Origin of the sequence: Paraburkholderia sp. GAS199, assembly GCF_050436585.1 — a bacterium.
Lineage (GTDB): Bacteria > Pseudomonadota > Gammaproteobacteria > Burkholderiales > Burkholderiaceae > Paraburkholderia.
Genome location: NZ_JBNDMM010000002.1, coordinates 1,006,691 through 1,028,989, shown reverse-complemented (window position 1 = coordinate 1,028,989; position 22,299 = coordinate 1,006,691). Strand labels below are relative to the sequence as shown.

Below are 22,299 nucleotides of genomic sequence, written 5' to 3'. Positions count from 1 at the left end.
CGAGACGGCCCGTTTTTCATTTCTTCTTCGCGGCTTTCGCCTTCTTCACGGTTTTTGCGGATTTCTCCGCTTTGTCGGCGTCCTTCGAAGCCTTCGAGCCTTTTTCTTTTTCCGGCGGCGCCAGCATCGTGCCGCGGCACTTGCGCGCGCCGCAGCGGCATTCGTATTCCTTCTTCAGCTTCTTCGTCTGACGTGCGTCGATCACGAGGCCGTAGTCGTAAAAGACCTCCTCGCCTTCCGCGATGTCGCGCAAAGCGTGGACGTAGACGTGCCCGTCGATTTCTTCCGCTTCGCAGTTCGGCGCACACGAATGGTTGATCCAGCGTGCGCTGTTGCCGTCGACTTTGCCGTCGATGACCTTGCCGCTGTCGAGCGCAAAATAGAACGTGTGATTCGGCTCGTCAGGATTGTGCGGATGACGACGCAACGCCTCTTTCCACGAGATGCGCTCACCCTTGTATTCGATCAGCCGTTCGCCCGCCGCAATCGGCTCGGTGGCAAACACGCCTTTGCCGTGCACTCCCGAACGGCGCACGGCGATCCTGCGTGAACTCATTGAACGAATCCTTGTGAAGAACTGGGGGTGAAGTTCCGGCAACCGCCAGAAACGCCCGCGTCTGACGCGCCGCTTTTTCTGACGCGGATAGCAAACGCGGCGCCTTGCGAGCGCCGCGTCGACTTGCGACGCTCATGCGCCACATCCGGCATCCTACACGTTCAAGACAGCTTCGTTCAACCGTCAAAATGACGTGATCACGCGAGCCGTGCGACGCGCTTCACCGTTGTCCGAACGAAATGTCGCCGAATAGCGCTTTCTGGTCGCGCGGCTGCGAACGCCAGTATTGCGGCGGCGCCTCGACCGTTGCGCCGAGTTGCGCGGCCGCATGCCACGGCCAACGCGGGTTGTAGAGCAGCGCACGCGCCAGTGCGATCAAGTCGGCGTCGCCGGCTTCGATCAACTGCTCTGCGTGCAGCGGATCGGTAATCAGACCCACGCCGATGGTGGTCAGCCCGGTCGCCTGCTTGACGGCCCTCGCGAACGGAATCTGATAGCCCGGCTCGAGCGGAATTTTTTGCAGCGGCGAGACCCCGCCGGACGACACGTCGATCCAGTCGCAGCCGCGCTTTTTCAACTCCTGCGAAAACGCGATCGTATCTTCGAGCGTCCAGCCGCCCTCGACCCAGTCCGTCGCCGAGACGCGCACGCCGACCGGTTTGTCGGCGGGAAACGCGGCACGCACGATGTCGAAAATTTCGAGCGGAAAACGCATGCGGTTTTCAAGCGAGCCGCCGTAGTCGTCGGTACGTTGATTGGCGATCGGCGAGAGAAATTGATGCAGCAGATAACCGTGCGCCGCGTGCACTTCCAGCGCGTCGATGCCAAGGCGCGCAGCACGCCGCGCAGAAGCGGCGAACGCCTCGCGAATCCGGTTGAGCGCCGGCGCGTCCAGCGCGAGCGGCGGCTCTTCGCCAGCCTTATGCGGCAACGCCGACGGCGCGTGCGGCAACCAGCCGCCTTGCGACACCGGGATCAGTTGGCCACCTTCCCATGGCGCATGACTCGACGCCTTGCGGCCGGCATGCGACAACTGCATCGCCACGCGAATGTGCGAATGCTTGCGAATAGCCGCAAGCACGGGCACCAGCGCTGCTTCGGTCACGTCGTCCCACAGTCCGAGATCGCCCGGCGTGATGCGGCCGTCCGGCTCCACCGAGGTCGCCTCGATACAGAGCAAGCCGGCACCGGACAACGCGAGACTGCCGAGGTGGATCATGTGCCATGCGGTCGCCTCGCCGCGGTCGGCGGAGTACTGACACATGGGGGACACGACGATACGGTTGGGAAGCGTCACGCTGCGCAGCGTGAGCGGAGAAAAAAGCGCGCTCATGAGTTGTGTCCAGTAGAAACCCAGGAGCGGACGAGCATAGCACCGCAGGTGAATTAGTGCTGACCAGACCGGCTGGAACGATGCGTGCCGCTCAGGGCTTCGGCTCGAAGCCGTCGAGCCATTCGCCGAACATGCGGCGCGCGGCCGTCTCAAGCGCCGGGCCCCACTGCGCGGTTTCGGCGCGTAGACGGCGTGCGTCGATACCGTGACCGGCGAGTTCGCCTGCATTGCCGATCAGCCACGGTTCGAAACGATCGGCGCGAATCTCCGGGTGGCATTGCAGACCGAGCACGTGATTACCCCACGCGAACGCCTGGTTTTCGCACGCGGGCGTGGACGCGAGGCGCGTGGCGTTGTCCGGGAGATCGAAGGTGTCGCCGTGCCAATGCAGCATCGACGTATGCGCGCCATCCAGATGACGTACCGGCGACGCGCGGCCGGCGTCGGTGAGTGTGAGCGGTGTCCAGCCGAGTTCGGTGTGGCCGGCGGGATACACCCGCGCACCGAGCGCACGCGCAATCAGCTGGGCGCCGAGGCAGATGCCGAGCGTAGGCAAACCTGCCGCGATGCGCTTTTCGATCATGGCAAGCAGCGGGACGAGCGTCGGATATAGCGCGTCGTCCGTGGCACTGATCGGACCGCCGAGCACCACCATGACCGAAGCGGCAACGGGATCCGGCGCCTCAATACGGGCAAAGCCGACATCGAGATAGCGAACCGGACGGCCACGTTCGCCGAGCACCAGTTCAAAACTGCCCAGATCCTCGAAGTGCACATGGCGAATGGCCAGAACTTCGCGATTCATCAGCCTGTTCCACCTTCAGGTTGACTAAACAGTTGCCGCTACGCGGCGTCGAAGAGCCCGGCTGATGGAACGAACCATCTGCCGGGCTGGCTTCGCAGTGTAGCGGATCGCTGCGGAAGAAGACGCCTTATTGGGCGAAGATCTTCCAGGTCTTTTTCTGGGTGGCGACGTCTGCGGTTTCGTACACCGAGCAATCGAGACGCAGATCCGTGTCCGACATTTTCATGCCGAGCAACGCGCACTGATGCGGCGTCTTCTTCGGATTCTTGCTCGGTTCGAAGTGCGTGCAGGTCAGGCACATGCGGTGCGCGGGAATGGTGCCCTGCGCTTCGAGCTGATGAACGGTCTTGAGCAGCGTGCGATAGAAGATGGCCTGTTCGTCGTCACGCAGCGTGCCGACTGCCTTCGCGAGGAAGTCAGGCCATTGCGCGGCGCGCTTGGCGGCGGTGCGGCCACGTGCCGTGAGGCGAACCGCGAGTGCGCGGCCGTCGTCGAGTGCACGGCGCTTTTCTACCAGACCCTTGGTTTCGAGCGTGCTGACAGCGTCGCTGGTGGTCGCGGCGGTCAGGGCTGTTTCGCGAGCGATTTCGCCGAGACGCATCGGGCCTTTCCGTTGCATCAACAGGACGAGAATTTCGCCCTGAGTCGGCGTGAGGCCCGCGCCCTCCGCCCATTCCCAAGCCTGGCTACGCATCGCCGTGCTCAGTCGCAATAGGCTGTGGGTCACTCGCCCGGTTGCCTGTTCTCCGTATACGCCTTCGCTCATAATCTTCGATTAGTTTATTTACAGCTTTCGAGCCATGCCGGCGAACCTCATGCCGAACACGCCCGTAGCCTGTGTGGGGTAGCCTCGTCCGATACGCAAGACGAGACGGTTTGCGACTATCTCAAAATTCGTCGCCGTCCAAGTCCGGCGACAAAAACGACATTCTATGCGAGAGCAGAGAATCGTACAGCTAACTTATCCAACGCGAGCTGTGGATAACCGCGGGAAAACCGGGGGACGGCTTGTGCGCCGATTCTTGATAAGCGGCCGGGCACCGTTTACGTCACTCGAAGTTATCCTTGTTTACCGCCGGAAAAGTGCTGCGGAACCGCGTAGTTATGGTTTACGCAGCACTTTGACTTTTCAGGGAATTATTCAGTTGTCCACAGGCTGATGCAAGGCTTGTTAACTACTACTACGTTTGTATACGTAAATTATCTAAAAACCTGAAGGGCTTCGATCTGGAAAAGGTCGAAAAATTAATTACGAAAAAAAACCCGCCGAAGCGGGTTTCCTTACGGTTCCTGGCAAGCCGCCAGTCGCGCGCTTACGCCCTCCACTGCAAACATTGCTGTCTGACAGCTTCGTGCAAGGACTTTTCCTGTTCGAATACACCGCGTAGCCAGGTTGCGTCGTTGACCTGACCGCGCGCAATCGCGCCGATTTCGGCAAGCGCGTTGCCCGATCCCAGCGCTTCGGCATGCGGCGCGATCAGATCGAGCGTTTCGAGGATGTCCTCGGAAATCGTCTTGCGTTCGCTCGTTTGCGGGTTGATGCAGTTGCCCGCCAGCCCGAAACGGCACGCCTCGAAACGATTGAAGGTGTACACGAGGTAATCGTCTTCCTTCGGCGTGATCGGTTTGTCGAGCAACAAGTGGCGGGCAAGCGTTTGAATGTAGCAGGCGATCGCCGCGGCGCGATCCACTGAAAGCGGCGTGTCCATCACGCGCACTTCGATCGTGCCGAAACCCGGCTTCGGCCGGATGTCCCAGTAAAAATCCTTCATGCTGTTGACCACGCCCGTGTGGACCATCTTCGAGAAATATTCCTCGAAGCTGTCCCACGTCAGCACGAACGGTGCGCGTCCGGAAAGCGGAAAGGCGAACACGGAATTCAGGCGTGCCGAATGAAAACCGGTGTCGACGCCCTGCACGAACGGCGACGACGCGGACAACGCGATGAAGTGCGGAATGAAGCGCGACATGGAGTGCAACAGATACAGCGCGCTGTTCGGATCAGGACAGCCGATATGCACGTGCTGACCAAACACCGTGAATTGCTTGGCAAGGTAGCCGTACAACTCCGACAGATACTGAAAACGCGGTGTGTCGACGATCTGCCGTTCGCTCCATTGCTGGAAAGCGTGCGTGCCGCCGCCGCATAGACCGACGTTCAGATGATCGGCAGCGGAAACCAGCGTGTCGCGAATCTTGCGCAGATCGGTGACGGCCTGCTCGTGCGACGTGCAGATGCCGGTCGACAGTTCGATCATGCTTTCGGTGATTTCCGGCGTGATATTGCCGGGGATTTTTTCGTCCTTGATGAGACGCAGCAGATCCGATCCGGCTTTGGTCAGATCATAGTCGTGCGTATTGACGATCTGCATCTCGAGTTCGACACCGAAGGTGAACGGTTTCGAATCGATGAAGGGTTCGAGTGACATGACGTCCCCTGAGTCAGGAGGACCGGTGAGTGCGGCATTGCTGCGGCACGCACCGGCCGTTTTGGAATCGGATGAGTTGGGCGGGCACGCCTTGCGTGCCGGCTAACGCTCTTTCACATTTACTCTTCGCGCCGTTCGTTCACCAGCGCGAGGCTGCGATACACGAGCCACGGCCCGAGAATCTGCAGCACGAAAATCGAGCACATCACGATGGCGCGCAATTGCGGATCGAAGTTCGGATACAGGTTGTAGGTGTCGTCGACGAGCAGATAGGCCATCGCCGACATAGGCGATAGCGATAAACCGAGCGCTATGCCCTGCTTCCAGTTCAGGCCGCTAGGTTTGGCGAATGCCATGACGCCCACCACCTTCGCGACCAGCCGGGCAACGATCAGCCCGAGCGCCGCAACGCCGCCGAGCGCAATGTCTTTCCATTCGAACGACGTGAGCGTCAGCACGAACAGAATCACGGTCAACAACCAGCCGGCCGTGCCGAAATGCTGCGGCCACAACTGCGGACGCGCTTCATGGTTTTTCACGATGATGCCGGCTGCCAGCAACGCGAGAATCGTGGACAGCTTGAACAGATGCGCAACCGCGATGGCCAGCAGAACGAGGCCGAACAACGCGACGAACGAGTGCTCGTCCTGCATGTTCAAACGGCGATAGAAAAACGTGCAGGTTCGCGCGAGCAAATAGGCCAGCACGAGCGAGCCGACCAGCAGATAAAGCGGCTGAAGGATCGTCGCGAAGACGTTGCCGTACACCTCCTGATGCAACCAGCTCGACACGAGCTTTTCGATCACCACGGCATACATGCTGTTCAGCGCGGTCAAGGTCAGCAGACGCTGCGTAACCTGCCCTTCCGCGCGCAACTCGGTTTTCAGCTGGATCACCATGGCCGGCGACGTCGCCATGGCGATAGCGGCGAGTACCGTGGCCACCATCAGCGGGACGTTGAGGAACAGCAGCACAGGCAGAACGAGCGCGAAAGTCAGCGTGGCTTCGGCGACGCTCGACAGGATCAGCCACGGGTTGCGGCGAATCCAGCGCAGATCGAGTCGGCTGCCGAGTTCGAACAGCAGCAGACCGAGCGCGACGTCGAGCAAAGGACGCGCGGCGCTGGCGGAATCCGCGTCGATCACGCCCGAACCGGCCGCGCCGGCAATCAGACCGATGACCGCATAACCCGAAATACGCGGCAAGCGCCACGCGCGATAACAGAGTTCACCGCACAGACCGGCGGCGAGCAATGCTAGACCAGCCCAAAAAATGGCGTCGGGCGACAGTGGCCAGGCTGGAAAAAATGAAAACGCCGACTTCATTATGTTGGGTTCTCCTTTTGCGGCAACGGCGGACGACACAGACGACATGGACCGGCGCAAACACCGGCGAACGGACAAGCGCGCTGCGCGCTCACCGTCGCGATCGTCTCGCGTGACCGGCCTTGCGATTTTTTAACGATCGGATGATCTGAATGCGCCGCAGCTGCCAGGAGCACGGCGCATTCCAGGTGCGGCCGTAGCTACCGGCGCGGCACGGTGAAAGAACGCCGCCGCTTTGAATCAGATTCTGATTGCGCGACACCGTTCCGTTGGTGCGCGTGCCGCCGCTAGAGGCGAGGCACGACGCGGAAAGAACGGCGATTGTGCCATAGCTTTTTCAGGCTCGACCGAAAAGACACGAACATGCTGACAAAACGGTAAAAACGTACGTTATCTTCGCAAGACGAGGAAAAAGCGACCGTTTTACGCGATCAATTGGCGTTCGGCCATCGTAGATTGAACCAGGCAGATGTGCTTTTCGGGTCAAAGAAACAAAACCATTCGACCTCCCGTCTGCCCGGTTTTCTTATCGGTTTGACGAACTGATGAGCGCGATCGACCTTCGGTCTTTCTGTTTACAGGTTTACTGTATGTATACGTAGTAACAGTTAACAAGCTGCCTCGGTTTCTGTGGATAACCTCTGTTTACCGAAACGAATCATTAACTTGCCGGCGGCATAACCGGATGCACAGCATGTGCGCTCGCAGCGGGTAGCCGAGGGTAACTTTTGGCGCTTTTGCCCGGTCGCCGAGTTACCCCGTTTACGTCCACAACGGTTCCACACGAGTTTTGCGTGTTAACAGAGCGGTTATCCACAAGAAACGGTGGATAACTTCGCTGCGAAAACTGTGAGTTAACCTGGTGGCCGACTGTATTCAGCCGACGGTGCCTTGCCGCAATGCGCGCAGCAGAAAGCGCGCGGGATCGATGTCTTCTGCCAGATCCCGTTCGATCGGCCAAGGCTCGCCTTCGATTTGCGAGGCGATCAATTCTGCGCCGAGCGCGGCCCAAACCAGGCCGCGCGATCCATATGCGAATGCGCCGTAGAGACCCTCGGCGCGTGGCAGATCGAGCGGCCATGCGCCGCGCAGACGCTGGGCGTCGCGTATTGCCGCGGTTTCGTCGGCGAGGTTTCCGATCATCGGCATGCGGTCGCTGGTGACGCAGCGAAAGGCCACGCGTCCGTCGAGCCCTGCCGTTCGATCCGGCGTGGCGGCGTCGGCGAACGCGGGCAGCATTTGCGCCACGCGCAGCAGATTTTCCAGATGACCATCCGGGCGCAGCGTGGTGTCGGGATCGTCGAGTTCATAGGTGGCGCCGGTCAGCGTCACGCCGCTGTCGAGCGGCACGGCATAGCCTTCGCCGATGACCGGCATTGCGAGCGGCTGAACGCTTCCTGCAGGCAGCAGGCTCAGTTGTCCGCGGATACTGCGGGTCGGCGCGTAGTTCAACCCGGCGATGCGCGCGGCATCGTGAGCGGTGGCCACGATCACGACCGGCGCGCGCGCCACGGTCTGCCCGGCGCGATCGAACACGGTCCATAGTCCGTCGGCGTCCGATCGCTCGATACGGCCGACGTCGATGCCGAAGCGGCGTTCGAGTGCAGCGCCGGCCGCCGCGCATTGCGCTGCACACAGCGAAGCGGGATCGATCCATCCGCCGTGAGGAAACAGCCAGCCGCTTCGCTCGAGCGGTTGACCGGCGAGGTGCTGCGCATCCGCGAGCGAGAGCGGCGTGACGTAGTCGGCGGGATAGTCGAAAGCGGCGATGGCTTCGCTCACCGAGCGCGCTTCGTCGTTGTCCGCCGCAATCTGCAGAAGGCCGGGCGCACCGCGCCGCAGCGAATAACCGGACCGTTCGAGCGCCGCCCAACGCCGGAGCGTGTACAGAAAGCCTGCTCGCGTGACGCGCGACGCGACGCTGTCGTTACGTGAAATCATGGGATGGAATACGCCCGCCGGATTACCCGACGCATCCTGCGCGACCTGCGGATGCCGTTCCAGCGAGGTCACGCGCCAACCGCGAGCCGCCAGCCGTTCGATCACCGCGCAGCCGGCGAGCCCGGTGCCGACCACGATGGCATGCCGTTCACCGATCATCGCCGGCGCCGGCGGCTCGTAGCGACGCACGCGCCAGCGCGGCGCGAAGTGCCCGGCGAGCATCGTCCGTTTCCCGCCGAAGGCGTCTATTTTTTGGTACACAAAGCCGTTTTGCGTGAGCGCTCGCTCGATCTCGTCGGCGTTGCTACAGGTCGAGAAAGTCGCGCCCTCGCCAGCCATTCGCGCCAGCGCCTTGAAGATAGCCGGTGTCCAGAGTTCGGGATTCTTGGCCGGCGAGAAACCGTCGAGATAGAACGCATCGGCGCTTAAACTCAATGCTGGCAGGCTTTCCGCGGCGTCGGCGAAAATCAGCGTAAGTGTGACCCGGCCGTTCTCGAATTCGAGCCGATGCGCGCCGGGGACGAGCATCGGCCACTCGTCGGCCAGCAGGCCGGCAAGCGCTGCGATTTCCGGATCGGAAATCGTCGCGGCGTAAAGCTCGCGCAAATCGCTCTGAGTAAACGGATGCTTCTCGATCGATACGAAATGCAGGCGCTCGCAGCGCGCCGGATCGGCGCGCCAGGCTGCCCAGGTCGTGAGGAAGTTGATGCCCATGCCGAAGCCGGCCTCGAGCACGGTGAAAATGCGCCGGTTCTGCCAGCGTTGCGGCAGCGAATTGCCTTGCAGAAAGACGTAGCGCGCCTGCTCCAGACCGCCGACGGCGCTGTGATAGATATCGTCGTAACGCGGCGAATAAGGCGTTCCGTTGTCGCGGAATGCGAGGACGGCGGGGATCAGCGGATCGGTCATGCGCGAAGGCGAATTGGCATTCGAATGGACGCTCTAGCGTTACCGCCCACGCGCGCGACTCGCCAGGCGGCGAAAAAGACGCGCCAAACGTTGGCAAAAACCAACGCCAAGCCCCGTCCGTACTGGGTTTCAGCCCTTGGTTGGAGCCGGCAAACCGCAAAAATAGCAATTTCCTTACTGTATCGGCCCTGGAACCGCGTAATTCTACGAAACCCTTATCCTGATTGGGTTTGCGCTGCGCTATCATAGCAAGCGCCGCAAAGGGAGCGGCAGCACGGCCGACGGGCAGTCAACTGCCCGACGCTCATTGTCCGGAGGGGATCCGGAGCCGCAGCTGCTCGACGGCGCGGCCCGCGCACGTATAATCGGCGCGTTCGCGCTGTTCGTGTCAACCTAAACTCAGAAAGGAACCTTAATGAACAAACAGGAACTGATCGACGCCGTCGCAGGTCAGACGGGCGCCAGCAAGGCTCAAACCGGTGAAACGCTGGACACGTTGCTTGAAGTGATCAAGAAGTCTGTGTCGAAGGGTGACGCGGTACAGTTGATCGGCTTCGGTAGCTTTGGTTCGGGCAAGCGCGCGGCGCGTACGGGTCGCAATCCCAAGACCGGCGAGACTATCAAGATCCCGGCTGCCAAGACCGTCAAGTTCACGGCTGGCAAGGCGTTCAAAGACGCAGTCAACAAGCGCTAAGCAGATTACTGCCTGGCAGTTGACACCCGCCGATGGCGGGTTTTTTTTCGTCCGCGATTTCTGAAGCCTGCCGCGTGAACCATAACGCGGCAGGCCTCATGCGGACCTGCCCCACTGCATCAGTCGTGACGATGCACGATTTCACCATGGCCGTGATCGTGGCCGTGACTGTGGTCGTACCCATGATCGTGACCGTGATGATCATGGTCGTGGTCGTGGTCGTCTTCGTCGAAATCCCAGACCGGGAACGGGTCGGCGAACTGCTGCCAGCCTTGCGGTCCCAGCGCATATTCCGCGTCGGTCAGCAGACAGGCGTCGAACTTTGCCTGCCAGATCGCCGGATCGATGCCCACGCCGATCATCACCAGTTCCTGACGCCGGTCGCCGATGCTCAGATCATTCGGATCGCCATGCCAGTCGGCGGCGATTTCGGCAGTCAGTTCGTCGTCGCCGTCCGGCCATTCGCTGCGATCCTGCGCCGCCCACCACATGCCCGCCGGACCATGCCGGCAAGCGCCGCCCGCCTGCGACAGCGAACCCGCGATGTCGTTGCGCGTCGACAGCCAGAAGAAGCCTTTGCTGCGCAGAACGCCCTTCCATTCCTCGTGCAACAGCGCCCATAGCCGCTCGGGATGGAACGGCCGGCGCGCCCGGTAGATGAAGTTCCCGATGCCGAACTCGTCCGCCTCACCGTGATGGTGATGCTCGTGCTGATGGTCGAGCGAAGCCAGCCAGCCCGGCGCGCTCGACGCTTCGTCGAAATCGAAACGCCCCGTGTTCAGCACTTCCGCGAGCGGCACCGCGCCGAAGCGGGCCACGACCTGCACGGCGCGCGGGTTGATGCGGTTAAGGATGCGCTGCAGCCGGGTCAGTTCGTCGGCGCTGACGAGATCGGCCTTGTTCACCACCAGCACGTCGCAGAATTCGATCTGCTCGATGAGCAATTCGACCAGCGTGCGGTCGTCTTCTTCGGTCGCGGCGATGCCACGCTCGGCGAGCGCGTCGGCCGAACCGTAGTCGCGCAGGAAGTTGAACGCGTCGACCACCGTGACCATCGTGTCGAGACGGGCGACATCGGACAGCGAACTGCCGTCATCGTCGACGAAGGTGAAGGTTTCAGCGATCGGCATCGGCTCGGCCACGCCGGTCGATTCGATCAGGATCGCGTCGAAGCGCTGCTCCGCGGCGAGGCGCTTGACCTCGATCAACAGATCGTCACGCAGCGTGCAGCAGATGCAGCCATTGGACAACTCGACGAGCTGCTCCTCGACATGCGAAAGCTCGGCTGCGTCGCGCACGAGGGTGGCGTCGATGTTGACGGCGGCCAGATCGTTGACGATCACGGCCACGCGCAAGCCGGCGCGGTTCGCGAGGATGTGGTTCAGGAGCGTGGTCTTGCCGGCGCCCAGAAAACCGGAGAGCACGGTGACGGGCAATAGCGGCTGGTTCATCGCGGTACGGAAAAGCTAGAGGAAAGGAAGGCGTGCCGGGCTCGGGGTAGTCTGACCCGCGACCGGAAAGCCGGTCTCGCGCGGCGGCAGCACGAAGCCGCATTGTGCACCAAACGGCCAATGGTCACGTCGAAGCGGGAACGGGAGAAACCGGAAAACGACGCTCAGCGCGTAGCCGGCATGAGATTCCACTTGCGCAGGATCGCAGCGATCTGCTGGGCATATTTGTCGCGCAGGGCGGGTGTTTCCGAATGGTAAGCGCCGACCGCCTGCCAGGTATTGCCGTACTTGTTCATCTGACGGCGCAGATGCCACGCGGCAATGTAGACGTTCTTGCACGGCTCCATCAGCGTGCCCTGCGAGATGCCGTACTGCGCGAGCGAGGGCAGATGGATCGAGTTGATCTGCATCAGACCGTAGTCGGTCGAGCCGTTGGCGTTCTTATGTGTTGCGTCCGGACGATTGTGCGACTCCTGCCAGGCAATTGCGCGCAGAATCAGCGGATTGACCTTCTGGTAACCGGCGGCCTGGTCGAAACAGTCGGCGCGTGCGGACCCGGCTGCGAACAGCAAGGCGAGTCCTGCGGCGAAAGTAACGAAAGGTAGTTTCATCGATCCGGATCGGTCAAGACGACTAAACAAAAACGCAGCAGACGCAGCGTAAGGCGCGGTAAGACACGCCATCGGCCATAGTTCAGCCGCTGTCAGACTGCGAGGCCCAATGGGCGGGCGTCGGGGCGGCGCACCGGGGAAAACCCGTATTGGCAAGCTGCAGCCAGCACCACGAACGGCTCGTATCATACCGGCAGATGGGGGAGCGTCAAGCTGGCTTATCGGCATAATCGGCTAAGAAAGCGAAGCTTGTCTGCGAGATTTCGCACATAAGCACGCACAGCGCGGCTTTCATTTGCTTGTCGACGGCGGCACTTTCGATCGTGTCGCTTTAGAGGATTCGCACGGAGCCTTTCCATTTGTGACAAATCCGACATGAAAAACTGTTACTGTTCCTTTTTTTCGGATATTGAGTGGCCGGCATCCGGGGTTGTGAACGTCCCTGAAGCTTGCTTGCAGACCTTCAGGGCGGCGGCCTGCTCATATGTCCGCACTGCTTGACCGTCGACGGCTTGAGCCGTTGGCATCGATCCCACTTTCCATGAGAAGAAATCGTATGGCATTGCGTCGCGTCGCAACGGCGCTGCTGGTGGCTGGATTGATCACCGCGCAGACAGCACAGGCACAGGTGACACTCAACTTCGTCAACGCCGATATCGATCAGGTCGCCAAGGCGATCGGCGCGGCGACCGGCAAAACGATCATCGTCGACCCACGCGTCAAGGGTCAGCTCAATCTCGTGTCCGAAAACGCGGTCCCCGAAGACCAGGCGCTCAAGACGCTGCAATCCGCTTTGCGGATGCAGGGCTTCTCGCTGGTGCAGGACCACGGCGTTCTGAAGGTCGTGCCAGAGGCCGATGCCAAGCTGCAGGGCGTACCGACCTATGTCGGCAACACGCCGGTGGCGCGCGGCGACCAGGTGGTCACGCAGGTGTTCGTGCTGAAGAACGAATCGGCCAACAACCTGCTGCCGGTGTTGCGTCCGCTGATCTCGCCGAACAATACCGTGGCGGCTTACCCGGCCAACAATACGATCGTCGTCACCGATTACGCCGACAACGTGCGGCGCATCGCGCAGATCATCGCGGGCGTGGATACGGCGGCGGGTCAATCGGTGTCCGTCGTGCAACTGCGGAATGCCAACGCGCTCGACGTCGCCACGCAACTGACCAAGATGCTCGACCCCGGCGCGATCGGCAGCACCGACGCCACGCTGAAGGTGTCGATCACCGCCGACCCGCGCACCAACTCGCTGCTGTTCCGTGCCTCGAACGGCGCGCGCCTCGCGGCGGCCAAACAGCTGGCGAAGGAACTGGACGCACCGACCTCGATCCCCGGCAACATGCACGTCGTGCCGCTGCGTAACGCGGACGCCACGCGGCTCGCCAAGACCTTGCGCGGCATGCTCGGCAAGGGCGGCGACAACAACGCGTCGGGCGGGTCGAACGAAGCCAACTCGTTCAACCAGAACGGCAGCGGCGGCGGAGGCCTCGGCAACAACTCGACCGGCACGTCGGGCACACCGCCCTTGCCTTCGGGCGGCCTCGGCAGCAGCTCCCTGTCTTCGCCGATGGGCGGCGGCAGCGGCGGCGGCTATGGCTCGAACGGCAATTCCGGCTCGGGCGGCCTGCTCGGCAACGACAAGGAAAAGAGCGACGACAACCAGCCGGGCGGCATGATTCAGGCCGACTCCGCCACCAACTCGCTCATCATCACGGCATCCGAACCGGTCTACCGCAATCTGCGCGCGGTGATCGACCAGCTCGACGCACGGCGCGCGCAGGTCTATATCGAGGCGCTGATCGTCGAGTTGAATTCGACCACCAACGGCAACCTCGGTATTCAATGGCAGATCGCCAACAATTCGGTTTTCGCGGGCACCAACCTCGCGACTGGCAACAGTAACGGCATCGTCGATCTGACGGCGGCCGCGGCAGCCGGTGCGGCAACCGGCGGACTCGCCACGGCGCTCGGCGGCGGTGCCTTGCAGCAGGGCCTGAACGTCGGCTGGATTCACAACGTGTTCGGCGTGAAGGGACTCGGCGCGTTGCTCCAGGCGCTTTCGCAGAATCAGGATGCGAACGTGCTGTCCACGCCTAACCTGATTACGCTCGACAACGAAGAAGCCAAGATCGTCGTCGGTACGAACGTGCCGATCCAGACCGGTTCGTATTCGAACCTGACGAGCGGCAGCACGAGTTCGGCGTTCAACACGTACGACCGCGTCGACGTGGGTCTCACCTTGCACATCAAGCCGCAAATCACCGACGGCGGGATTCTCAAGCTGCAGCTCTACACCGAAGACTCGGCGATCGTGAACGGCACGACCAACGCCACGACCAATCCGGCGGGTCCGCAATTCACCAAGCGCTCCATCCAGTCGACCGTGCTTGCCGATAACGGCGAGATCATCGTGCTGGGCGGCTTGATGCAGGACAACTACCAGGTCAGCAACAGCAAGGTGCCGTTGCTCGGCGATATTCCGTGGATCGGCCAACTGTTCCGTTCGGAGCAGAAAACACGTCAGAAAACCAACCTGATGGTGTTCCTGCGCCCCGTGATCATCGCCGATCGCGAGACCGCGCAGACCGTCACGTCGAACCGTTACGACTACATCCAGGGCGTGACCGGTGCGTATAAGTCGGACAACAACCTGATCAAGGACAAGGACGATCCGGTGGTGCCGCCGATGCCGCTCGGCCCGAGCCAGGGTGGCTCGCCGGCGATGAATCTGTTCAACCTCGACCAGATGCGTCGTCAGCAGAACGCACCGCCGCCGCCTCAGGCACCCGCGCCGACCACCAACGGCGGCGCCGTGCAGACGAATCCGGTGCCGTCCACGGCGGCGCCTGGAGTGCAGCCGTGAGCACGCCGTCCACGCCGTCGTCATCGACCGCTTCAACGGCGACATCGCCGGCGGCGCTTGCCTCCACGGTGCCGCCGGCGGTCGTGACGGAGCACGCCGAGCGCAGCGCGCCTTCGGCGGTTGCCGCACGGCTGGTGCCGTATGGCTTCGCTCGAAACGGCCAGGTTCTGGTGGCGCATCAGCATGCCGACAGCCTGGAAGTGTGGATCAGCGAGCGCACCAGCGACGCCGCGCTCGCCGAGATCGCGCGCAACTTCGGCGCGCTGTCGGTCGTGCGTCTGCCGGCCGACGAACTCGCGCAGGCGATCAATCAGGCCTACGCGCGCCAGGACGGCAGCGCGGCTCAGGTGGTCGGTGAAGTGGAAGGCGAAGTCGATCTATCGCGTCTGATGCAGGACATTCCCGAGGTCGAGGATCTGCTCGAATCGGAAGACGACGCGCCGATCATCCGCATGATCAATGCGCTGCTCACGCAAGCGGCGCGCGAACAGGCGTCGGATATTCACATCGAGCCGTTCGAGACGTCGTCGGTGGTGCGCTTCCGTGTGGACGGCACGCTGCGCGACGTGGTGCGTCCGAAAAAAGCGCTGCATGGCGCGCTGATTTCGCGGATCAAGATCATGGCGCAGCTCGACATTGCCGAGAAGCGTTTGCCGCAAGACGGTCGTATCACGCTGCGCGTCGGCGGACGTCCGGTCGACGTGCGCGTTTCTACCTTGCCCACGGGTCATGGCGAGCGTGCGGTGCTGCGTCTGCTGGAAAAAGACGCGTCGCGCCTGAACCTCGAAGCGCTCGGCATGGCGCCCGACACGCTCGTCAAATTCGACAAGCTGATCGGCAAGCCGCACGGCATCGTGCTCGTGACCGGTCCGACCGGTTCGGGTAAAACGACCACGCTATATGCGTCGATGTCGCGGCTCGAAACGGCCACCACCAACATCATGACGGTGGAAGATCCGATCGAATACGACCTCTCCGGCATCGGCCAGACGCAGGTCAACGAACGTATCGGCATGACCTTCGCGCGCGCGCTGCGCTCGATTTTGCGGCAGGACCCGGACGTCATCATGATCGGTGAAATCCGCGACCTCGAAACCGCGCAAATTGCAGTGCAGGCGTCGCTGACGGGCCACCTCGTGCTCGCCACGCTGCACACCAACGACGCCGCGTCCGCCGTCACGCGTCTCACCGACATGGGCGTCGAGCCGTATCTGCTGGCGTCGTCGCTGCTCGGCGTGCTGGCGCAGCGACTCGTGCGGCGTCTGTGTCCGGTATGCCGCGAAGAGCGCGTCGAAGAAGACGGCAGCGTGCGCTGGCATCCGGTGGGCTGCGACAGGTGCGGGCAGTCCGGCTATGCGGGACGCCGCGGCGTCTATGAATTGCTGCTGATCGACGAAGACATTCGCGCGCTGGTTCACCGTAACGCATCCGACGCGGAAATTCTGGAGTCGGGACGCGCGCACGGCATGCGTACGCTGCGCGAAGATGCGGATCGCTGGCTTGCCTCCGGGTTGACCTCGCTCGAAGAAGTGATCCGCGTCACGGGCGGAGCTTAAGCGCATGCCGGCATTTCGTTTCGAAGCCATCGACGCGGCAGGCAAGGCGCAAAAAGGCGTACTCGACGCGGACAGCGCGCGCGGCGCGCGAACCAATCTGCGCTCGCAAGGACTCACCCCGCTGGTGGTCGAACCGGCCGCGACGCGCACACGCGGCGAGCGCAACCAGCGGCTGTCGCTGGGGCGGCGTTTGTCGCAGCGCGAGCAGGCGATTCTCACGCGTCAACTGGCGAGTCTGCTGATCGCCGGTCTGCCGCTCGACGAAGCGCTCGCCGTGCTCACCGAGCAATCGGAGCGCGACTACATCCGCGAATTGATGGCCTCGATTCGCGCGGAAGTGCTCGGCGGTCATTCGCTCGCCAATGCATTGACGCAGCATCCGAAAGACTTCCCCGAGATTTATCGCGCGCTGGTCGCGGCCGGTGAACACACCGGCAAGCTCGGGCTGGTGCTTTCGCGTCTGGCCGACTACATCGAGCAACGCAACGCGCTCAAGCAGAAGATCGTGCTGGCGTTCACTTACCCGGCCATCGTCACGCTGATCGCGTTCGGCATCGTCACGTTTCTGTTGAGCTATGTGGTGCCGCAAGTGGTGAACGTGTTCGCCAGCACCAAGCAGCAACTGCCCTTCCTCACCATCATGATGATGGCGCTATCCGGATTTGTGCGGCACTGGTGGTGGGCGATGCTGATCGGCGTGGTCGTGCTGGTCTATCTGGTGCGCTCGATCCTGCGGCAGCCCGGACCGCGGCTCGGTTTCGACCGCTGGCTGCTCACCGCTCCCCTGCTCGGCAAACTCGTGCGCGGCTATAACACCGTGCGTTTTGCCAGCACGCTTGGCATTCTGACGGCAGCCGGCGTGCCGATCCTGCGCGCCCTGCAGGCCGCGGCCGAAACGCTCAGCAACAACGCGATGCGCGAGAACATCGACGACGCGATCGTGCGTGTGCGCGAAGGCACGTCGCTATCGCGCGCGTTGGGCAATACGAAGACGTTTCCGCCGGTGCTGGTGCACCTGATCCGCTCGGGCGAAGCGACCGGCGACGTGACCACGATGCTGGACCGCGCGGCCGACGGTGAAGCGCGCGAACTCGAGCGTCGCACGATGTTCCTGACGAGCCTGCTCGAGCCGCTGCTGATTCTGGCGATGGGTGGCGTGGTGCTCGTGATCGTGCTGGCGGTGATGCTGCCGATCATCGAACTGAACAACCTGGTGCAGTAAGCGTTGCGGCAGGTCGTTCAGCGCACGTAGATGGTGGGGCCGGCAGGATTGGCCGGCAGGAATACTTCGGAGTGCGCGCCGTTGCGGTCGATGATGATCGAGCGGGGGCGCACTTCGGAGAGTTTGGCGCCTTGCATCAGTGCGCCGCCGAGCGAGACCGCATGCGGCGGTTCACCGCCGACGCTGACGATGGCCGCGGAGCCCTGACTCAACGCGAGGATGCCGAACAGATGCACGTCCTGGTTCGCGTTGCGCGTGAGCTGACCGCCGAACAGCGTGGCGGCCTGGTCGGTGGAGACCTGGTTGTGCGCGGCGGCAGCGGGCAACGGCGCACCGGACATCGTGGTGAGCGTAATGACCCAGTAGGTCAGCGTCGCGCAGAACACGGCAAACAGCGTGAGCGACAGAAGGCGAATTTGGATGGCGTTCATGCACATCATTGTACGGACTATTGTGAAAATTGCGTTGTGTTGAAGGGGTTTTCCAACCCGGGTTTTTCTCGCAACCCTTCAACTCCATGACATTAAAATGACCGGCTGGGCGTGTTCAATGGCGACTCGAAAGCCAAAGACAGCCAGGGCAAAACCCGCCGATCGAAATTCATCTGAAAAGAGGTAGCAAGCTATGCAACTGTCGACCCTTCGCCGTCATGAAATCGCGGGTCAACGCAGCCGTCGTCAACGCGGTTTCACGCTGATCGAAATCATGGTCGTGATCGCGATTCTCGGCATTCTCGCGGCGCTCATCGTGCCGAAGATCATGAGTCGTCCGGACGAAGCCCGTCGCGTGGCCGCCAAGCAGGACATCGGTACCGTCATGCAGGCCTTGAAGCTCTATCGCCTCGACAACGGCCGTTATCCGACGCAGGAGCAAGGTCTGCGCGCGCTGATCGAAAAGCCCGGCACGGACCCGGTGCCGAACAACTGGAAAGACGGCGGCTACCTCGAACGTCTGCCGAACGATCCGTGGGGCAATTCGTACCAGTATCTGAATCCGGGCGTGCACGGTGAGATCGACGTGTTCAGTTATGGCGCGGACGGCAAAGCCGGCGGCGAAGGCAACGACGCGGACGTCGGTTCGTGGCAATAAGCCGACGCACTCACGCGCGCCGCGCCGGTTCCAGTAAGCCGGCGCTCCGCCGTATGTTTTAACGACTCACCGTATCTGATCGTTCGTGGCCGGCACTATGCGTATGTCCGCTTGCAAGTCCCGTGTGGACACTCCGTGTACGGCTTCGCCGCGCCCGGCGTGGGCCGTCGCGCGCTCACGCATACATGGTGCGCGGCGCGCGGGCGGCTTTACGTTGCTGGAAATGATGGTGGTGCTGGTGATCGCGGGCCTGCTGGTTTCGCTCACCGCGCTGACGATGACCCGCAACCCTCGCACCGATCTGAACGAAGAGGCGCAGCGTCTCGCGTTGCTGTTCGAATCGGCGGGCGACGAAGCGCAGGTGCGGGCCCGTCCGATTGCATGGCAGCCTACCGATGGCGGTTTTCGTTTCGACCAGCGCACCGAAGACGGCTGGCGTCCGCTGCGTGACGATCTGCTCGGACCGCGTCAATGGGAAGGCGGCGTGACGGGCGTGACGATCGATTACCCCGGTTCGGACACGCATCCGAGCCGCATCGTGTTCGGCACCGAAGCGATCGACGTGCCGGTGCAGATCACGCTGTTTTCGGCGGCAGGGCGCGCGACGATCGTCGGCACCGGCAATGGCCGCTACGAGGTGCACTGACATGCGTCGTTGCAGGAGCATGAGGCGTCGCGCATCGCAGCGCGGTTTCACGATGATCGAAGTGCTGGTGGCGCTCGCGATCATCGCCATCGCGCTGGCGGCGTCGCTGCGTGCGGTGGGCAGTCTCGCGACTGGCGAGGCCGATCTGCATCGGCGTCTGCTGGCCGGCTGGAGTGCCGACAACGCGCTGGCGCAACTGCATCTCACGCATGCGTGGCCGAACGTCGGCGCAACGAGCTTCGATTGTTCGCAAGGGAATTTGCCGTTGATCTGTACCGAGCAGGTAAGCGCGACACCGAACCCGGTGTTTCGTCGAGTGGAAGTGAGCGTGGCGATGCCTGGGCGCTCCGGCAATCTTGCCCAGATGGTCACGGTGGTCGCGAATGAAAGCAACCGTTCGCTCTGAGCGCCGTCGCCGTTCGGGCGCGCGTGGTTTCACGCTGATCGAGTTGCTGGTGGCGATTGCCATCATGGCGGTGATCGCCGTGCTGTCATGGCGCGGTCTGGATCAGATCATCCGTGGGCGGCAGGCCATCACGAGCGCGATGGAAGACGAGCGCGTGTTCGCGCAGCTTTTCGATCAGTTGCGCATCGACGCGCGCCAGGCCGCATCCGATGACGAATCGGGTCAGGCGGCGGTGTCGGTGAGCGGCAGCGTGCTGCAGATCGTGCGGCACATGACCTTGCCGGGCACTGCGCCGCGTTTGCAGGTCGTGCGGTATCGCGTGTCCGAGGGACGCGTGGTGCGTTACGCGTCGCCGCCGCTCGGAAACGTCGGCGAACTGCGGCGCGCGTTGCGCGGCAGCGAAGGCAACGGCTGGGCGGCGGTACCGTTGATGGGCGGCGTCGGTTCGATTTCCGCGCGCCTGTACGTACCGAAGGTCGGCTGGACCATGCAGATGAATGATGTGCAGAACGCCATCACGGAGGCGGACAATAACCTCAAAGTACCCCAACTGGGGAGCGCGCCGTTGCCGCGCTCGGTGACCGGACTGGAAGTGAGCGTCGGTGGAAAGACGCTGGCGCGGCCGGTTGTGCGGGTTTTTCTCGTCGGAGAGTGATATGAGGGTGATGGGTTTGTCTTCCGACGGGGTTTGGGGTTTGCTTGTGCAGCGCTGGTTTGGGGTTGCCATGCGGTGGCTGCGTTTCGTTTTTGCCTGCGGCGGCGGTGTTTCTTATGTTCGTGGTTTATTGGTGTTGCCCCTGTGCGGGGCGGCACTTACTTTCTTTGCCGCGGCAAAGAAAGATAAGCAAAGAAAGCCGCTCACACCGCTAGTGCTAGGCGTTACCGGTGGCCGGTTGCTGCCAGTGGCCCCGGAGCATCCGACGCGTCGCACATTCGACGTGAGTGACAAGGCCGTCATCAGTTCCGGCGGCGCTTCGCGCGCCGCGGCGGTACTTCAACAAACCAGTCGCTTCGCGTCGCGTCAGCGTGGGCCGTCGGCTTTGCCTCGGCGATACGCCCCAACCCTTGGTTTCCCACGCATGCCGCTCGGCGCGCGCAGCGCCGCCGGAACTGATGACGGCCTTGTCACTCACGCGGAGTGCGCGACGACACGGACGCTCCGGGGCCACCGCAGCGAAGAAGCGCCACGGATAACGAATAGCATTGGCGGTGTGAGCGGCTTTCTTTGCTTATCTTTCTTTGCCGCAGCAAAGAAAGTAAGTGCCGCCCCGCACAGGGGCAACACTAATAAACCACTAAAAACAGAAACACACCCGCCAAAAGGCGACCAACAAATCGACCAACAACCACCAAAACAAACCAGAAAAAAACCGCACGCCGCAGGCAAAAACCACCAACATGGCGCCGCCATAATCAGCGCCCTCCTCGTGGTGGCGCTATCCGCCATCCTCGTATCCGGCATGCTCTGGCGTCAGCAAATCCAGGTCCGCCGGATCGAAAACCAGCGTTTGCTGGCCCAGGCGCAATGGGTTTCCCGCGGCGCACTCGACTGGACTCGCCTCATTCTTCGCTCGGAAGGCGACACCTCGGCGGGGATCACCTATCTGGGCGGTCTGTGGGGCGTGCCGATCGCCAAAACACGGCTGTCGGATTTCCTCGGTCAGATCGGCGAAGTCCGAGCCGCACAAGGTCAGGAAACGTTTCTGTCCGGGTCGATCGAAGACGCGCAAGCCAAGTTCAACCTGCGTAACCTGGTGTCGAGCCCGGCGCCCGGCGTGCTGCAACTGGACATCGAGCAGATCGCCGCCTATCAGCGTCTGCTGGTGTCGCTCGGCGTGAACAGCCAGCTCGCGAAGGCCACTGCCGTGCAGGTCCGCACGAGTCTCGCGCAGTCGGCGACACGGTTTCAGACAGTCACCTCGGCGGTCGGCGCGCCGGCCGCCGTGTCGCCACAAGGCGGCGGCACCGGCAGCAATTTCACCGACAAACCCGGCATCGAGGACGGCGCCGACAACGCGGACGCCGCGCCCCTGCAAATGACCAGCGTCGATTCGCTGCTCGACGTGCCCGGTTACACGCCGGAAATGGTGGCGCGGCTGCGTCCGTTCGTCACCGTGCTGCCCACCGTCTCGGCGGTCAACATGAACACGGCATCGGCCGAAGTCGTCGCGGCCATCGTGCCGGGGATGAACCTGTCGTCGGCGCAGGCGTTCGTCGCGCGCCGTCAGACGGTGTTTTTCCATAACGTCGGCGACGTGCAACTCGCGCTGCGCGGCGCGGGGGTTCAATCGGTATCGATCGACCCCAATGAAATGGACGTCAACACGAACTACTTTCTGATCCACGGCCGCGTGCAGCACGAACGCGCCGAGGTGGACCGCACGACACTCGTCTATCGCGACGCTTTGACTCACACTACGCGTATCGTGCGGATACAAGACCAACTATGAATAACGCCTT

General features: G+C 62.4%; 19 protein-coding genes. 9 read left to right on the top strand and 10 right to left on the bottom strand.

The features are described 5' to 3' along the window. Positions 1–16 precede the first annotated feature (16 nt). The 7 genes from P3T18_RS10665 to mnmC all read right to left on the bottom strand — a co-directional run bounded on the left by P3T18_RS10665 (position 17) and on the right by mnmC (position 9,298). Positions 17–556, bottom strand: a complete 540-nt coding sequence (locus P3T18_RS10665; RefSeq protein WP_429299861.1) for an SET domain-containing protein — start codon at positions 554–556, stop codon at positions 17–19. A 220-nt stretch (positions 557–776) separates the two neighbouring features. Then, positions 777–1,889, bottom strand: coding sequence for an NADH:flavin oxidoreductase/NADH oxidase (locus tag P3T18_RS10660; protein ID WP_429299860.1), 1,113 nt, complete (start codon positions 1,887–1,889; stop codon positions 777–779). 91 nt (positions 1,890–1,980) lie between these two features. Further along, on the bottom strand, positions 1,981–2,694 hold the full coding sequence (locus P3T18_RS10655; protein WP_429299859.1) for a glutamine amidotransferase: 714 nt from the start codon (positions 2,692–2,694) through the stop codon (positions 1,981–1,983). A gap of 127 nt (positions 2,695–2,821) precedes the next feature. Further along, the gene (locus tag P3T18_RS10650; RefSeq protein ID WP_429299858.1) at positions 2,822–3,460 is read right to left on the bottom strand and encodes a MarR family winged helix-turn-helix transcriptional regulator; all 639 of its coding nucleotides are present in this window, start codon (positions 3,458–3,460) and stop codon (positions 2,822–2,824) included. 547 nt (positions 3,461–4,007) lie between these two features. Beyond that, positions 4,008–5,123, bottom strand: coding sequence for a YbdK family carboxylate-amine ligase (locus tag P3T18_RS10645; RefSeq protein WP_429299857.1), 1,116 nt, complete (start codon positions 5,121–5,123; stop codon positions 4,008–4,010). Between the two features lie 119 nt (positions 5,124–5,242). Further along, complete coding sequence (locus P3T18_RS10640) at positions 5,243–6,448, bottom strand: cation:proton antiporter (protein WP_429299856.1); 1,206 nt, start codon at positions 6,446–6,448, stop codon at positions 5,243–5,245. Positions 6,449–7,324: 876 nt separating this feature from the next. Beyond that, positions 7,325–9,298: a bifunctional tRNA (5-methylaminomethyl-2-thiouridine)(34)-methyltransferase MnmD/FAD-dependent 5-carboxymethylaminomethyl-2-thiouridine(34) oxidoreductase MnmC gene (gene mnmC / locus P3T18_RS10635; protein ID WP_429299855.1), complete on the bottom strand. Its 1,974-nt coding sequence runs from the start codon at positions 9,296–9,298 to the stop codon at positions 7,325–7,327. A 415-nt stretch (positions 9,299–9,713) separates the two neighbouring features. Between mnmC and P3T18_RS10630 the strand changes: the two genes are divergently transcribed. Then, positions 9,714–9,992 carry an HU family DNA-binding protein gene (locus tag P3T18_RS10630; protein ID WP_006050811.1) on the top strand — a complete coding sequence of 93 codons (279 nt, stop codon included), beginning with the start codon at positions 9,714–9,716 and terminating at the stop codon, positions 9,990–9,992. Between the two features lie 119 nt (positions 9,993–10,111). Here the strand turns inward: P3T18_RS10630 and P3T18_RS10625 are convergent, their stop codons facing one another. Both P3T18_RS10625 and P3T18_RS10620 read right to left on the bottom strand, forming a co-directional pair. Further along, positions 10,112–11,443 (bottom strand): GTP-binding protein, encoded by a 1,332-nt coding sequence (locus P3T18_RS10625; protein WP_429299854.1) that lies wholly within the window; start codon positions 11,441–11,443, stop codon positions 10,112–10,114. A 164-nt stretch (positions 11,444–11,607) separates the two neighbouring features. Then, on the bottom strand, positions 11,608–12,054 hold the full coding sequence (locus P3T18_RS10620; RefSeq protein ID WP_429299853.1) for a lytic transglycosylase domain-containing protein: 447 nt from the start codon (positions 12,052–12,054) through the stop codon (positions 11,608–11,610). Positions 12,055–12,610: 556 nt separating this feature from the next. On the opposite strand from P3T18_RS10620, the gene gspD reads away from it, so the two are divergent. The 3 genes from gspD to gspF are packed head-to-tail and all read left to right on the top strand — an operon-like array spanning position 12,611 to position 17,698. Further along, on the top strand, positions 12,611–14,920 hold the full coding sequence (gene gspD, locus P3T18_RS10615; protein ID WP_429299852.1) for a type II secretion system secretin GspD: 2,310 nt from the start codon (positions 12,611–12,613) through the stop codon (positions 14,918–14,920). Further along, positions 14,917–16,476, top strand: a complete 1,560-nt coding sequence (gspE, locus tag P3T18_RS10610; protein WP_429299851.1) for a type II secretion system ATPase GspE — start codon at positions 14,917–14,919, stop codon at positions 16,474–16,476. Before gspD ends, gspE begins: the two co-directional genes overlap by 4 nt. A gap of 4 nt (positions 16,477–16,480) precedes the next feature. Beyond that, positions 16,481–17,698 (top strand): type II secretion system inner membrane protein GspF, encoded by a 1,218-nt coding sequence (gene gspF, locus P3T18_RS10605; protein WP_429299850.1) that lies wholly within the window; start codon positions 16,481–16,483, stop codon positions 17,696–17,698. A 17-nt stretch (positions 17,699–17,715) separates the two neighbouring features. Here gspF and P3T18_RS10600 read toward each other — a convergent pair whose 3' ends face one another. Continuing rightward, on the bottom strand, positions 17,716–18,129 hold the full coding sequence (locus P3T18_RS10600) for a type II secretion system protein N (RefSeq protein ID WP_429299849.1): 414 nt from the start codon (positions 18,127–18,129) through the stop codon (positions 17,716–17,718). Positions 18,130–18,322: 193 nt separating this feature from the next. Here P3T18_RS10600 and gspG point away from each other — a divergent pair, with 193 nt between their 5' ends. From gspG to gspK, 5 genes are all read left to right on the top strand, one after another. Further along, positions 18,323–18,787, top strand: a complete 465-nt coding sequence (gene gspG / locus P3T18_RS10595; protein ID WP_429299848.1) for a type II secretion system major pseudopilin GspG — start codon at positions 18,323–18,325, stop codon at positions 18,785–18,787. A gap of 97 nt (positions 18,788–18,884) precedes the next feature. Next, entirely contained in the window at positions 18,885–19,433 is a 549-nt protein-coding gene (locus P3T18_RS10590; RefSeq protein WP_429299847.1) for a GspH/FimT family pseudopilin, read from the top strand. Between the two features lies 1 nt (position 19,434). Next, entirely contained in the window at positions 19,435–19,839 is a 405-nt protein-coding gene (gene gspI / locus P3T18_RS10585; protein WP_429299846.1) for a type II secretion system minor pseudopilin GspI, read from the top strand. Further along, positions 19,817–20,494 carry a PulJ/GspJ family protein gene (locus P3T18_RS10580; protein WP_429299845.1) on the top strand — a complete coding sequence of 226 codons (678 nt, stop codon included), beginning with the start codon at positions 19,817–19,819 and terminating at the stop codon, positions 20,492–20,494. Before gspI ends, P3T18_RS10580 begins: the two co-directional genes overlap by 23 nt. 679 nt (positions 20,495–21,173) lie before the next feature. Continuing rightward, positions 21,174–22,289, top strand: a complete 1,116-nt coding sequence (gene gspK / locus P3T18_RS10575; protein ID WP_429300089.1) for a type II secretion system minor pseudopilin GspK — start codon at positions 21,174–21,176, stop codon at positions 22,287–22,289. Positions 22,290–22,299: the final 10 nt, after the last annotated feature.

Bases quoted from the DNA above. Each gene is read 5' to 3' on its own strand.
- P3T18_RS10600 (WP_429299849.1), bottom strand. From the start codon at position 18,129: ATGAACGCCATCCAAATTCGCCTTCTGTCGCTCACGCTGTTTGCCGTG.
- gspG (WP_429299848.1), top strand. From the start codon at position 18,323: ATGCAACTGTCGACCCTTCGCCGTCATGAAATCGCGGGTCAACGCAGC.
- mnmC (WP_429299855.1), bottom strand. From the start codon at position 9,298: ATGACCGATCCGCTGATCCCCGCCGTCCTCGCATTCCGCGACAACGGA.
- P3T18_RS10630 (WP_006050811.1), top strand. From the start codon at position 9,714: ATGAACAAACAGGAACTGATCGACGCCGTCGCAGGTCAGACGGGCGCC.
- gspF (WP_429299850.1), top strand. From the start codon at position 16,481: ATGCCGGCATTTCGTTTCGAAGCCATCGACGCGGCAGGCAAGGCGCAA.
- P3T18_RS10650 (WP_429299858.1), bottom strand. From the start codon at position 3,460: ATGAGCGAAGGCGTATACGGAGAACAGGCAACCGGGCGAGTGACCCAC.
- P3T18_RS10660 (WP_429299860.1), bottom strand. From the start codon at position 1,889: ATGAGCGCGCTTTTTTCTCCGCTCACGCTGCGCAGCGTGACGCTTCCC.
- P3T18_RS10580 (WP_429299845.1), top strand. From the start codon at position 19,817: ATGAAAGCAACCGTTCGCTCTGAGCGCCGTCGCCGTTCGGGCGCGCGT.
- P3T18_RS10590 (WP_429299847.1), top strand. From the start codon at position 18,885: ATGCGTATGTCCGCTTGCAAGTCCCGTGTGGACACTCCGTGTACGGCT.
- gspI (WP_429299846.1), top strand. From the start codon at position 19,435: ATGCGTCGTTGCAGGAGCATGAGGCGTCGCGCATCGCAGCGCGGTTTC.
- gspD (WP_429299852.1), top strand. From the start codon at position 12,611: ATGGCATTGCGTCGCGTCGCAACGGCGCTGCTGGTGGCTGGATTGATC.
- P3T18_RS10620 (WP_429299853.1), bottom strand. From the start codon at position 12,054: ATGAAACTACCTTTCGTTACTTTCGCCGCAGGACTCGCCTTGCTGTTC.
- P3T18_RS10640 (WP_429299856.1), bottom strand. From the start codon at position 6,448: ATGAAGTCGGCGTTTTCATTTTTTCCAGCCTGGCCACTGTCGCCCGAC.
- P3T18_RS10655 (WP_429299859.1), bottom strand. From the start codon at position 2,694: ATGAATCGCGAAGTTCTGGCCATTCGCCATGTGCACTTCGAGGATCTG.
- P3T18_RS10665 (WP_429299861.1), bottom strand. From the start codon at position 556: ATGAGTTCACGCAGGATCGCCGTGCGCCGTTCGGGAGTGCACGGCAAA.
- P3T18_RS10625 (WP_429299854.1), bottom strand. From the start codon at position 11,443: ATGAACCAGCCGCTATTGCCCGTCACCGTGCTCTCCGGTTTTCTGGGC.
- P3T18_RS10645 (WP_429299857.1), bottom strand. From the start codon at position 5,123: ATGTCACTCGAACCCTTCATCGATTCGAAACCGTTCACCTTCGGTGTC.